Genomic DNA, 15455 nt, shown 5'->3' with positions numbered 1-15455 from the left:
TACTACATTGGAATATAGGATCCGGTGTTGTAGCCAATGGCAAAGGATTTACCACCAAATTGAACGAACTCACCGAACTACAACCCGTAGTATTATTACTGATATTTATCCAAATCTCTTGTGGATTACTGATATTACTGTATAAATTCGGTAATGGACTCGTTTGGGTCTCAGCATCACCTTGAGTTAAATAATAATTAACAGTAACATTAGCTTGTCCATTGGCAATCTCAGCGTCTTTAGTATTTAAAGTAAAGACTTCTACTCCATCTCCCGGGTTGTTGTAATCACACAACTCATAATCTGTAATCACAGGATTGGCTAAGGGAAGTGGGTTGACAGTAATGGTATAAGAACCTGTTGTTGAACAGTTGTTCAAAGTGGCAACAATGTTAATAGTAGCTGTAACAGCCGAAGAACCATTATTGGAGGCTACAAAATTAGGAATATTACCGGTTCCTGAAGCTGATAATCCAATCGATGACAAACTATTAGTCCAACTAAAACTTGCCCCTACAGGAGAACTGACGAAAGAATTTGTGGTTACAGTCTCTTCTGAACAAACTACCACATTTGATGGCACATTGGTGATTACCGGAAGAGGATTAACAGTTATTACTGCCGAACCGGACTGCGTTTGACTACAAAACGGAGCACTTGAAGCAGTAACACTCACTAAAGTATAAGTACTGTTAGCGGTCAAAACCGGCGTGGTTACCGTGGCAACTCCTATAACGTCTAGAAGAATTGTTTGATTGGCACCGCCGTTTATAGTATAAGTAACCGTTGCATTGGCAGTACCGTTAAAAGTGATTACTGCTGTATTCCCGGAACAAATGGTTGTTGTACCGGAAATTGTTACAGTTGGTGATGCATTTACTGTTACAACAGCCGACCCGGTTTGTGTCTGACTACAAGCAGGAACTCCAGAAGCAGTCACATTCACTAAAGCATAAGTGGTATTAGTATTTAAAATTGGGGTAGTAAAGTTAGCCGTACCTGTTCCGTCTAAAACAATGTTTTGATTGGCTCCTCCATTTATGGCATAAACAACGGTAGCATTTGGCGTTCCGTTGAAAGTAATAACAGTAGTGTTTCCAGAACAAATTGTGGTAGTACCAGAAATAGTAGCCGTTGGCAAAGCATTAATGGTTATAATAACTGAGCCACTCTGTGTCTGAGTACATGCCGGAATTCCTGCAGCAGTAACATTTACTAAAGTATAAGTTGTATTTGCAATTAATGATGGTGTAGTAAGTGTTGCTGAACCAACTCCGTTTAAAACAATAGTCTGATTGGCACCACCATTTACTGTATATGTAACTGTTGCATTTGGTGTACCATTGAAAGTAATTGTAGTTGTTGTGCCTAAACAAATTGTAGTTGTCCCCGTGATTGTTACTGTCGGCAAAGGATTAACCGTGATTACAGCAGAACCGGTTTGGTTTTGACTACAAGCCGGAGAGCCTGAAGAGGTTACACTCACTAAAGCATAAGTACTATTTGCCGATAAAATTGGAGTAGTAATAGTAGCCGAACCTGTTCCGTTTAAAACAATAGTCTGATTGGCACCACCATTTACTGTGTAAGTAACAGTAGCATTTGGCGTTCCGTTGAAAGTAATCACTGCCGTAGTCCCAGAACAGATAGTAGTAGTCCCAGAGATTGTTGCTGTCGGTAAAAGATTAACCGTTACCAAAGCAGAGCCAACCAAAGTTTGACTACACGGTGGTGTTCCTGACAGAGTAACCTGCACCAAGTCATAAGCTGTAGTAGTTGTTAATGCTGGTGTTGTCAAAGTAGCCGAACCTAATCCGTTCAAAAGTATGGTTTGATTCGCCCCACTATTGATAGTATAAGTAACGGTAGCATTGGGTGTTCCGTTAAAAGTAATAACCGTTGTGCTTCCCGAACAAATTGTGGTGGTTCCGGATATGGTTGCCGTTGGCGCAGAGTTTATAGTGATTACAGCCGAACCGGTTTGCGCTTGACTACAAGAAGAACTTCCGGAAGTTGTAACACTTACTAAAGCATAGGTTGTATTTACAGTCAATGCTGAAGTGGTTAGCGCAGCTGAACCGGTTCCATCCAAAACAATCGTTTGATTGGCTCCACTATTTACCGTGTAAGTAACTGTGGCATTTGGTGTTCCGTTGAAAGTGATAATTGTTGTTGAGCCCGAACAAACAGAAGTTGTTCCTGATATTGTAGCCGTTGGTAAGGTAATAACTGTAACAATGGCTGAACCTGTTTGAGTCTGACTACAAACCGGTGTTCCCGAAGAAGCTACACTCACAAGGTCATAGGTAATATCAGCGGTTAAGACAGGAGTTGTAATCGTTGCCGAACCTGCTCCGTTAAGAACAATAGTTTGATTGGCACCCCCATTTACAGTATAAGTCACTGTTGCATTGGGCGTACCACTAAAAGTAATTGTCGTTGTGCTACCGGAGCATATAGTAGTAGTTCCTGATATGGCAGCGGTTGGCAATGGATTCACCGTTACAGTAGCCGATTGATTTAGGGGTTGTGAACAAATAGTAGCACCCGAAGCATTTAATGCTCTGACTCCCGTAAGCGTATAAGTTGTGTTTGATGTGGGAGATTGTGTTAAAGTAAAAACTCCTGTAGCATCCAAATTTGTGTTTTGTGTTGGTCCGCCATTAATATTGTAATCTATATTGGCTCCAGGTGTTCCGGTAAAAGTAACCGTTGCACTATCGCCCGAGCAAATAACTGTAGGAGATACACTCACGCTCGCATTGGGGACTAAATTAACCACTAAATCAAACTCAGTAACACTATAACAATTTGAATTATTGTCTGTTACCCTCACATAAATTGTCTGGGGATTTGATATATTTGAATAAATACCAGGTAGTGCATTAACATTATCATTTGCATCCGCAGCGGTTTCATGATAGGTAAATGTATTATTAGTAGTGTCTGCATTTATAAGTGGACTAACGGAATTTAGGTTATAAATCCCAACATTTGGTGTATTGCTACAGGTCATTACATCAGGGATTGAAGCTGCAACAGGTGGCGAAGGAAATGCTCCCGTTCCGGCAGTAGCTGTACCTATCCATTGTAGTTGGAAACCACCGTCTCCATTGGGTCTGTCAATAGCAATGTAATAAGATTGTCCCGGCAATACATTAAGCCATCTTACATATCCGTTACCATTTGGTCCGGGACCAACTTGGGTATTTAAAGTGGAGCCATACATTCCGGTCCAGTTTGAAGTCAAACCAGCCTGTTGCGGATTAGTAGTTGCACAACGAATAGGTGCTCCGAGAGCGCCACAAACAGCATTGGGTCCAAATACCCAAAAATCATAATCTACCATGATATCCGGGTCATCAGGAATCAAATTGAACCCTAATGTTCCTCCTTGAACAATATTGATTTCTAACCAAAGAGAATTACTTTCAAATCCACCACAAGCATTAATTTCCTGAGTGTTACCTATACCGCTTGCATTGGAAAAAAAGGTGCCGTTTCCACAAATAGTAAGCGCATTAACGCAGTCATTGGGCTCTACTTGGGCAAGAATTGTATTGACAAAAACAAAGGATAATAATAACGTTAAAACTTTCTTCATTGAATCATCATATTTATGCACAATAGCCAATCTCAATTTTCATCGAGATTAGCTATCATTTACCAACCATTAATTTATTTAACTTTTACTCTTTAACTCAATGATTGGGTATTCTATTTTTAAAAATTACTATCTATTTTTTCACTATCAAGAACTCAGAGCGTCTGTTTTGAGCATCTTGTTCCGGTGTACAATTGGTTCCGCATTTTACTTTTTGTTCAGTGCTTCCGAATCCTTTTCCGGAAATACGACCTTGAGTGATTCCTTTAGAAATTAAATACTGAACAGTTGATTGCGCTCTTCTTTCTGATAAGTTTAAGTTGTAGTTCAAACTTCCTTTTGAATCGGTATGTGACTTAACAAAAATCACCATTGAAGGATTGTCTTGCATTACTTTGACTAACTTATCTAATTCTAAAGCACCTTGAGCGGTGATGTTGCTTTTATCGTATGCAAAATAAATCGGATTTAAGATAACTTCTGTATCCGTAATAATCACTTCAGATGGCACTAAGGCAACCTCAACAACTGTTTCACCTGCTTTTACAGCTTTTACAGCGGAACTAGCGGTTTCAAAATTTTGAGCAGCTACTTGTAAACCGTAACCTAAATTACATTCAATAGGGTAACTTACTTTTCCTGCAGCATTTGATTTCTCTGTAGCGATTACATTTCCTTTTAAGTCTAAAATAGCTACTGAAGCATTGGCCAATGGCGCTTTTGTTTTGGCATTTGTCACCAATACAATAGCTTCTGCTTTACAAAGTGGTGCTGCCGAAAATATAGCATCGTCACCATTTCTGTTAGAAGAGAAATAACCAATATTGGCATTTTTATTAAAACTGAAGGAGAAATCATCTTTCTCACTATTAACAGGTTTACCAAGATTAATGGCTTGGTCTGAACCGTTTAAATTGGTTTTATAAACATCAAATCCTCCCAACCCTTGTCTTCCTAAAGAAGCAAAATACAAAGTATTATCTTCAGTAATGAAAGGGAAATTTTCTTTATTGGCTGTATTTACATTGGTACCCAAATTTTGAGGTTTACCATATCCATTAGCTTCAACAGTCACTTTCCAAATATCAGATTCTCCTAATCCGCCCGGCATATTAGAGGCAAAATACAAGGTTTTACCATCTTTACTCAAACTTGGATTGGTAGCTGAATAACTGGTACTGTTAAAAGGCAAAGCTTCAACATTGGTCCATTTACCATCTACTTTTGTCGCTTTGTAAATACCTTGTTGTCCAATTTTAGTATTGCTTTTTTTACTTTTTTCGTATTGTCCTTCACTGTGTCCGTCTCTGGCAAAAAACATGGTATTACCGTCAGCGCTTAAAGTTACCGGACCATCGTGAAAAGGGGTATTTAACTCCCTAACCGCAGTAGGTTCAGAAAAACTTCCTTTGTCATCTCTGGTAGATTGGTAAATATCTAAATACGGTTGGTTGTTCCATTTATCCGTTTTGTTAGAACTGTTTCTGGTACTGGCAAAATAAAGAATATTGTCATTGGTTAACAACGCGCCAAAATCACTTTGTCCTTTGCTTTTGATATTGGTTTCGGCAACATCAAATAATTTTGTATTGGTGGCCAAACTCGGAATGTAATTTGGATTGGCCAAATGTTCCTTTGCTCTGTCGTCTTTAGGCATCATTTTGGCAAAAACATCCATTTGTTTATTGGCTTCCAAATATTTACCCAAAACTTTTAAAGTTTGCGCATAACGGTAATAAGTTTCTGCATCCGCTTTACCTTTGGCAGTTGCTTTAGCATACCATTTTGAAGCATTTTCTGAATCAAAAACATTGTAATAACTCTCTGCTAACTGGGTATAAATGTATTCATTAGCGCCTTTACTTTCGGCTAGTTTCTGGTATTCCTCGATAGCAGCAACATACTGATAGCTTTCAAATAGCTTATCGGCTTTGGCAGTAGCACTGTTTTGTCCGTAACTTGCTGTTAGCAATAATATCAAACTAAAGGTGATATATGTTTTTTTCATAATTGTTGTTTTTAGAAAAATCTTGGTGAAACAGAAACTTTTTTAGACAAATTTAAATCAAATAACAACATAAACTCATGTGAAGCCGGAGATGTTCCTCTGATATCTGAAATTACATGGTCATAAGCATAGCCAATTCTAACCGAAGGCGTTACTGCAAAGTTAATCATGGCTCCGAAGGAATCGTCTAAACGATACGTTCCGCCGATTTCATATTTTTCAAAGAACAAGAAGTTAGCCGAACAGTCAAGAGATGTTGGTGCTTTGAAAGCTGATTTCAACATAAAAGACGGTTTAAATTTAGTATTAGCCGATAAGTCAAACACATATCCACTGGTTAAAAAATAGTGTTGGGTATCGCTACCAAATTGGTACTCTTGTCCGTTTCGGGTGATGTCTAAGTGTTTTCCATCCAACATATTCGGCACAGACAAAGCGGCATAATATTTATTGGTGTAGAAAAACAATCCGGTACCAATATTCAATTTGATATTACTACTGTTTTCGTCAAAAGCAAAATCGCCAGGTTGTTGGGTATACCCATTTCCGATTTCAGAAAACAATCCGATTTTTTGAAAAGTGGCCCCGGCTTTCAAACCGAAAGCCAGTCTACTTTGGCCACCCATATTTACAGTATAAGAGAAATCTCCGTATACATTGGTTTCTTCCACCGGTCCGATTTTATCTGAAATAGCAGACAATCCCAACCCTACATTTTTACCAACCGGACTGTGAATGGCAAAAGTGGCTGTTTTTGGAGCGCCTTCTAACCCAACCCATTGTTGACGGTAAAGTAATCCTCCCGATATGTTCTCTTTTGAACCTGCATATGCCGGATTCATGACGTTCATATTATACATGTATTGTGTATAATGTGGATCTTGCTGTGCTTTCACTTCCATTGTGAACAATGATAGTAATGCCAGTGCTAAATATCCTTTTTTCATTAGGTGTGTCATTTTATTTAATAATAGTTTGTTGGTAAAACACAAACAAACTGTTTATACTTATTTGATTAATACTGTCTGTTTATATATACCCAACCGGTTTTATTAGCACCTTCATTGGTATGAATGCTGTAGAAATAGGTTCCATCCGGCAATTCATCACCACCGTCAGATTGTCCTTTCCATTGGTTAGTATAGTTTCCTGAGAAAGAGAACACTTTTGTTCCGTAACGGTTGAAAATGATAATGTCTTTTACCCCATAACCTGTTAGATCAAAAGTATCGTTCAGTTGGTCATTGTTAGGCGAAATACCTCTCGGTATAACTTGACACGGATTATTTTCTACAGTGAAACTTTGCTCAGTATCACAGCCATTTAATCCAATTGAAACCGTGAATGTTAATGGTAAAACCAAACTTGGGTTTTGAGCCATAAATTCTTCTACATTGAGAGAGTCATTTGTTCCAACAGTAGTTGTTCCATACGTCCAAGTATAACCTGCTGCATCGGTATTAAAGTTGGCATCGACTATACTTAACGTCAACATACTGTTTTGACAAGAATCATCAATCACAAAAATTAACTCAGGTGTAATAGTGATGATAGCAGAACCGGAAATGGTCTGAGTACAAGCATTAGTTCCTGATGCAGTTACACTAACTAAAGTATAAGTTGTTGTTGTGGTTAATGTAGATGTTGTAATCGAAGCAGTACCCGAAGCATCAAGTACTATCGTTTCATTTGCTCCGCCATTTACAGTATAGGTTACAGTAGCATTTGGTGTACCATTGAATGTTACAGTAGCAGTTGATTCAGTACAAATTGTTGTTGTTCCGCTAATTGTTGCCGTTGGCAATGCCTCGACAGTCACTACAGCTGTACCGGTTTGTACTTGAGAACAAGAAGACAATGTGGCACTTGAAACACTTAACAATTGGTAAGTGAATGTTCCAAACGTTGCTGTTGGTGCACTAACAGAAACACTATTTCCGGTTGTTGTTGACACAGTTTGTGTTGCTCCGCCATTAATATTATACGTGAATGTATATGGTTGAGCTCCATTGGCACCAGTAAATGTAATACTTGGACCAGTCGTATCTTGACAAACAGTTGTTGTGCCCGAAATAGTAGCGGTTGGTAAAGCGACCACTGTGACCACGGCAGAACCCGAAACATTTTGACTACACGAAGCCGTTCCTGATGCCATTACACTAACAAGAGTATAAGTTGTAGTTGCGGTCAAAGCCGTAGTAGTAATTGACGCTGTACCGGATGCATTTAAAACTATCGTTTGGTTCGCTCCGCCATTTACAGTATAAGTTACAGTAGCATTTGGCGTTCCGTTAAATGTAATCACAGCTGTTGACCCGGTACAAATTGTCGTGGTTCCCGAAATCGTTGCTGTTGGTAAAGCATCAACTGTTACTACAGCTGAACCTGATTGTGTTTGAGAACATGACGTTAATCCGGCGCTTGAAACACTTACTAAGTCATAAGTAAATACTCCGACAGTTGCGGTTGGCACACTGATAGAAACGCTGTTCCCGGTTGTTGTTGTTGAAGTTTGGTTTGCCCCACCATTGATAGTATAGGTGAAGGTATAAGGTTCGGCACCATTGGCACCTGTAAATGTAATAGTTGGATTAGCAGCATTTTGACAAACAGTAACCGTTCCTGAAATGGTAGCTGTTGGTAAGGCACCAACGGTAATTGTAGCAGAACCCGATACGGACTGACTACAAGTTGATGTTCCCGAAGCCACACTTACTAGGGTATAAGTACTATTTGTGGACAATGCTGGTGTTGTAAGGGTTGCATTTCCTGAACCATCTAGAGTAATGGTTTGGTTGGCACCACCGTCAACGGTGAAAGTTACTATAGCATTTGGCGTACCACTAAAGGTGATTACTGCAGTGGCGCCGGAACAGATAGACGTAGAACCGGAAATAGCAGCATTTGGTAAAGCATTGATGCTAATAATAGCCGAACCGGTTTGTGCTTGGCTACAAGCCAAAGTTCCTGAAGCTGTAACGTTTACTAAACTATAAGTGCTATTAGCAGTCAGTACCGGAGTAGTAACTGTTGCAGTTCCTGAAGCATTCAAGACTATTGTTTGATTGGCTCCGCCGTCAACAGTATAAGTTACTATTGCATTTGCAGTTCCATTAAATGTAATCGTTGCGGTTGTTCCTTCACAAATTGCTGTTGTTCCTGAGATTGTAACGGTTGGCAACGCTTCGATGGTTATCAAAGCATTACCGGTTTGCGCTTGACTACATGGGTTAGTTCCTGTAGAAAGCACACTAACTAAATCATAACTTACGTTAGCAGTTAAGGCAGATGTTGTTAATGTGGCACCACCGGTATTATCTAAAGTAATTGTTTGGTTTGAACCTCCATTTACGGTATAAGTTACTATTGCATCCGGAGTACCATTAAAGGTAATTGTTGTTGTTGAACCTTCACAAATTGTAGTTGTACCTGAAATCGTAGCTGTTGGCAAATCATTCACTTGCACTGCAATTTGAGCACGTGGCCCTTCACATCCGTTAGTATCTACTGCTGCTGCATAGAACAATTGAGCGTTTCCTGCAGTTGTAGTACTTGGTGTAGGAGCGATAGTAGAACCTGCTCCTCCGATAGCTTGAGTGTACCAATTTACTGTGTATCCTGAGTTAACAGTAGCTGTTAAAGGTGTTGCAACATCGTTAACACAATACACAACCGGACTAACTACTTGGGTAGCTTCATTCGTTCCTTGTTTGGTAATGGTAACCGATTTTTCACAATAACGGGTTTTCCAATAGAAAACATATGTTCCCGGACTGGTAATGCCCGTAATATTTGTAGTAGTATTGTTTGGCGTATCAATAGAAGCTACAACCGGATTGTCAACATCAGCCTCCCAATGACCAACTCCTCTGGCTTCTAAAGTAGTCGATGTAGCATCACAATCTAAAGTAAGCGTCTCATCAGTAAGAATATCAACAGGCGCTTTGAAATTTGCAGCATCTATAAGATGGCCGATTTCATTGCCTTCCGGTCTGAAAATAAATCTCGTTTTAGGCTGACCAACCGGAACAACATATGTACCGGTTACCAATTCCCAGTTGGTCTCGTTAGCAAAATCAGCTGCAATCAAAGTAAATGGTCCTGACGGAGGCCCGGCGTATAATTGAAGCGTTGAACCGTTCGTTCTTGTTGCACTGGCAAAACTATAATCTACTTCAGTTAATTCTGAGGTATCAAAGTCTTTGTATAATCCTTTTATGTTTGGATCATTTGGATTCCAATTGTCAACCCCATCGGCCGTTATTTGAACCATTTGTCCTCCTTCATAAGTAGGATATGAACCAATTGTATTTAACTCTTCTTGTAAAAATATGGTTCCCCAATCAGTATTGGTTCTCCATCCCGGCACCACTACAGAAGTAATAATACTTGAAATTCCTGTAACCCCTTGCATCGGTGGCTTTTCAAAACTGTAATTAAAGGCATTAATGTCGCACATGTTGTTTGGTGTAGTAACACAAACTGAGAAAGTTTTTTGGTTAGGGATATAACTGTTTAATTTTATTCTGATTTTATAAGTGTCTCCAACAACTAGTTCTGAAGAATAAATAGCGGTGAATGAATTATTATCACTACATCCTAATTCAACCAAAGAGTTGTCCGGCATTTGACGGTATAATGAAATGATAATTCTAGGAAAATTACCTTCATAAGACGAAGTGTAATAACTTCCCGGCGCTAAATCTTTGATTTCGATGTAATGTACTTTTGAAGTCGCCACAAAATCGAACCAAACATCACCTCCGTTCACGCCTTCACAAATTGTTGGTTCTGTTGAAACTGTAGCTCCTAAAAATGATGCGTTGGCTCCATAAACATTACATGTTTCGTTTCCATTTACTCCTAAATGAATAGCATTGGCTGGTTCGTCATTTCTAATAAATTCTTGTGGTCCCGACCAATAACTTTTGTCATTTGGCCCACAAACGGCACGAACTAAAAATTCGTAAGTACTTGCTGTTGCATCTGTAAAATCAGAAGCAGAAGGAGTATATGATGGTGTGCTTACGATGGTTCCTGATTGTGGTATAGTTCCGTTTTGATACGGTTGTACAAAAACTTCCCATTGGGTCTCGGTTCCTCCCGGTGTCCAAGAAAGTGTTCCTTGATTGTTGACAGCTAAATTGGTTGGCTGCGGACAAGTTACAACTCCGCAAGTAGCAACTCCGGTAAATAAATTGGTATTGACTGTACCCAATCCTAATGGACTGGTCCAAACTACATTATTTGACTCATCTCTGATAACGATTTGCGCTTGTGAATATTGTACACCACTACCCAATCCTAACCAATAAAGGGAGAACTCCACTCCACTACACAAGAAAACTGTATAATCTAAAGTAGCCGGTTGACCAAACCCTGGGAATTCAAGCGCTTGTACCACTCCTCCATTTTGTACTACATTGATTTGTTGTGCCACTTGACCTGTTGATCCACTGGTTAGCGAAATTGTGTACTGACAAACATTGACATAATCACATTTGGTTAAAATCTCGAATGGCCCCACCCATTCGCTTTGAGAACTGAAACTACAAACCGCTCTTACATAATACTGATAAAGCGTTGATGGCGTCAATCCTGTTATGGTATATGGATGTGAATTGGTTGTATGAAGATAAGCCGGTAGGGTTGCTCCAACCGGTGCCGGTGTTCCGTAAGGTTGCACTGAAACTTCCCATGAGGTTTCTGTACCAACAACATCCCAATCGATAACTGCAGAAACGTCAAGGATATCAGAAGTAGTCACATTAGTTACCGAAGGACAAGCCGGAATATCTTCAATTATAAAATTATCTATAAATAATAACTGACTGCGATATGCCCATGGATTTGGTGGGAAGAACGGAATGTAAAACCCAAAGTTTATATTGGTTGGTGCCGTGATATCAGTAAGATTAATAACCATTTCTTTGACTTCCTCATTATTGATTGCTTCATGTTCAAACTGAACATTCTGAACCCCTGATTGAGTAATAGTTGCATTGGTGGTCATAGTTATTACATTACCTGCCACTGAGGCAACATAAGTTGGGTAAGGGAATGGAAAATTCGGTATGTAAATAAAATCACCCGGTCTTACTCTTGCGGCATCTGCAGCAGAGGCTAGAGTAACTGTATTGGAACCTTCGACTACTCCGGTTGCATCAGTATCTGCCGACAAACTATTCTCGTATAGCGTTGTGGTAAATTGACTGATGTCTGATCCATTTGTTGAAATCTTTATTTTTAAATCTTCTTCAAAGAATTCATCATATACTTTGTAGTAAAAACGCAATCTTTGGTTAGGTTGAACGGTAATGGTTGGAGAAATCAACCAATCGTTATTATTTCCGTTAGTTCCGGTAAACATAGCAGCCATCATTTCACCGAAGATAGGCTGTACAGTAGAATTTAATGACCAAGTGTTACCATTAACATTTCCATCTATAATTTTCCAACATGATTTAGTATCTGATGTTGGTTCAAATGTTTCAATAAAAGGTGATGGATATACCACACAATCTGTTCTGAAAAGGAAAGGACCAATCCATTCACTTTTTGTATTGGCGTCACAAACCGCTCTTACATAATATTCATAAGCAGTATTTGGTTGTAAACCACCTGCTGTATAAGAAGGTGTAGTTGGTACGTTAACTCCATTGCCTGTTGGGATTCCACTTCCTTGTTCTTGAATAGTTACTTCCCAAGCCGTTTCAAGATAACCCACGTTCCAACCTAAAGTAATTCCGTTAGTTGTAGGGTTAGTAGCTGTTAAATCGGTTGGTGACGGACAAGCCGGTGCATCATCTATGGTAACATCGTTAATAAACATGATTCCAGAATTGGCAGGATTATCCATAGTAGGCGGTACTCTGAAAGCAATGTAAACTACTCCGGTACCGGTAAATAATGTTGTGTATTCTTCATACCCCGTATTAGTAAAATCAAACGAAGGTATAATGGTTGTATAAGTACTGAAATCAGGCGTGGTAGACATCAAGACTTCAAAATTACCTCTAGGCGCAGGTTGAAAAATTCCAACTACTGCTCTATAATTGAAACGCAATCTTTTGAGACCAACTGCATTAACAGGACCACTTACTAACCAATCATCAAATCCTCCAAAGGGAGTAAAAAAGGATGGGGCTTGACCAATAGTAGCATCATTCTCATTGATAAACCATTCTGTATTGTCATCTCCGATATTTCTGGTTGACCAACAGAATTTTTTAGTATTTGGATCACTATCATTTAAACTTTCATAATAGGGAACCGGTTGTGGGTCACACAAAGTATGGAAGAAAATAGGTCCTGCCCATATACTTTGCTCTGTCGCATTACAATAAGCCCTAACATAAATCTCATATCTTGTCCCCGGAGTTAATCCGGTAATAGTGTACGGATTTGTATTAACCAAAAAGTTAGCTATTGGTGTTCCGGTACCCTCAGGTTGAACTGAAATCTGCCATTGGGTATTGTTATAACCATTGGTCCATGACAATTCTAATGAAGTTGTAGTAATGGTACCCGGAGTAATAACCGGATAAAGTGGCTCAGAACAAGCCGGCATATCTTCAATATAAACATCATCTATATAAAATTGAATCCCGGTTTGAACAGCGCCAGGAGGTAATTTCCATGCGATATTAATATTCCCAACAATATTAGCCGGAATAGGAACAATCATTTCTATAAAATTATATTGCGTAACATAAGAAGCTAAAGGCACTAATACCGTAGTAAAGTCATCTTCGCCTACGCCTGTGGTAGAGAGTAGTACTTCGAAAGAACCTGGTCCTCCCGGTGGATTGTCAACAATAAGACCCCAGTTTCCGTAAACATTATACTTAAATCTAAGTCTTTTTTGGGTAACACCATCAAAAACAAATTGTGGTGTAATTAACATATCATTAGGATCTACATCTCCAGTTCGCAATCGAGCACAAGGCTCTGAGAAGGCGTTATTACCAAAAGTAAATCTATAAGGATCATTATTTAAATTCAATACTGTCCAACACGGCTCCGGATTGGTTGCTGATGTTCCTGTAAATCCTGTGTAATACGGTAATGACAATGGATTACATTGTGTTGTAAAAGGCATTGGCGCACTCCATGGCCCCGGAATACCACCACAAACTGAGCGAACATATAAATTATAATCAGTTCCCGGAGTTAAACCTGTAACCGGATTTTCAATATTAGTATTGGTTGGTGTTCCCGCTTGAGCCGCAGATGGTGCTGCATCAGTAGCAGGTAGTGCTATGTATTCCCAAGCGCTAACTAAGTTTTGAACATTATTCCAAGAAGCTGTAATACTGGTTTGCTGCAAATTTTCATAAGTAATCACCGCTGGTGCTGGACAAGTAGAGCCGCTGATGGTTAATGTAAAACAAATACCAGCTCCCGGATTGGATCTTTGATAAGGAGAAGAAACCAAGAGAATGTATGTTTGTCCTGCTACAACATAAAAATTATTAAATGCAGCTGTAAGCATATTAGTATCCGTTCTTACTCCACCCAAACATCCAGCTGAAGTTCCTACACCTGCACACCCATCAAATATAAAAAGACTTGATGAAGCATTGTAACAATTTCCACCGCCACCGCCTGAGATAACATTTGCGGTTTGAGAAATATTAACCAAACCGGTAGTAGATGGTGTGAATGAGAAAAAAGCGTGATTACCCAAAAACAAATTCCATGTAGAAGGTGTTCCCGCAGGTGTACATGCTAAACCATCACTATCATAAGGAACATAAGTATTGGCATCATAAAATTGGTCCAAATTATTGCTGTATACAAAAGGTGTTACCGTGACATCAGAAGGCACTTGAATCGCTGTCGGACAAGTCAAACCAATCGCAGAAGTAGTAAATGAAAAAGGTCCTGCCCAAGAACTGGAGGTTTCAGCATCACAGTTTGTTATGATATAAACATCGTAGGTGGTTAAAGGCGTTAACCCGGAAACAGTATAGGATGTTCCCGTAACCGGTGTCCCTAAAGCACCATGACCGGCACCAGCAGGAACTACTTCAATACCAAACTGGGTAGCGGTTGGATGTGTCCATGTAATTTGAGCAGAATCAGAAGCGATAACGGTGTTTATTCCGGTAACCGGAACACAACTTTCAATCATTCTAAAATTATCTACAAATATAGTGTCTCCACTTGTAGCGGTAGTTCCCGTTTGATTGGTTATGGCAACCAATGCTATATAAACCGGAATTCCGGAAGGAATACTAGGTATTGGAACAATTTTTTCTTGCCAAGTGGTAGCCGCAGTATTTAATTGAGCCTCTGTCCATGAAGCTAAAGTCACATTAAAACTAGTGATGTCAGGCTGATTGGCTACAGATACTCTTAATTGAAATGTTGTTCCTCTATTAGTAAAACTACCTTGCTTTACATAAAATCTGATTTCACCATTTGTTGGTGTAACCAATTGTGAAGAAATCAAAAAATACTCCGCAGTTTGACCTTGCGTATTGTTTGACGCCGGATTTACTGAAGCACATCCGGTGCTGTTTAATCCCGCTGTTGGATTGGGAACCCAGTTATTAGTAACGGTTTGATTACTGGTTATTGCCCAAGTTGCCGGAATGCCTGAATTAAAATTTTCGACTTGACCATAACCCAAACTAGTAATGGCCAACAAGAACAACGCAGTAAATCTCGAAAGAACTGTTTTATTCTCATTGCTGTCAACATTAATACTGTTTTTTTGAAAAATGCCTCTTATCAAGGCTAGAAGATTAGTTTCAAAAAAGGGATAATTTTTTTGCATTTTGTAAATTATTTAGTTGGTAATGTTATTTCATTTTTTAAAAATTATTTCTTCTTTCC

4 protein-coding genes are annotated in these 15455 nt (G+C 39.2%); all 4 read right to left on the bottom strand.

All coding sequences use genetic code 11. From position 1 onward, the window contains the following. Positions 1 to 3604: beta strand repeat-containing protein (locus ACK4HO_RS09495; RefSeq protein ID WP_409665216.1), on the bottom strand; the 3604-nt coding region annotated here is incomplete at its 3' end. 133 nt (positions 3605 to 3737) lie between these two features. Next, positions 3738 to 5612, bottom strand: coding sequence for an OmpA family protein (locus ACK4HO_RS09490; RefSeq protein WP_409665214.1), 1875 nt, complete (start codon positions 5610 to 5612; stop codon positions 3738 to 3740). Between the two features lie 11 nt (positions 5613 to 5623). Then, positions 5624 to 6559, bottom strand: a complete 936-nt coding sequence (locus ACK4HO_RS09485; protein WP_409665212.1) for a type IX secretion system membrane protein PorP/SprF — start codon at positions 6557 to 6559, stop codon at positions 5624 to 5626. Between the two features lie 68 nt (positions 6560 to 6627). After that, positions 6628 to 15396: a choice-of-anchor J domain-containing protein gene (locus tag ACK4HO_RS09480; protein ID WP_409665210.1), complete on the bottom strand. Its 8769-nt coding sequence runs from the start codon at positions 15394 to 15396 to the stop codon at positions 6628 to 6630. Positions 15397 to 15455: the final 59 nt, after the last annotated feature.

The sequence above is a fragment of the Flavobacterium sp. genome, from assembly GCF_046296355.1.
In the GTDB taxonomy this organism is placed as follows: Bacteria; Bacteroidota; Bacteroidia; order Flavobacteriales; family Flavobacteriaceae; genus Flavobacterium.
The sequence above is the reverse complement of the archived record's forward strand: the minus strand, read 5'-3'. Positions and strand labels throughout refer to the sequence as shown.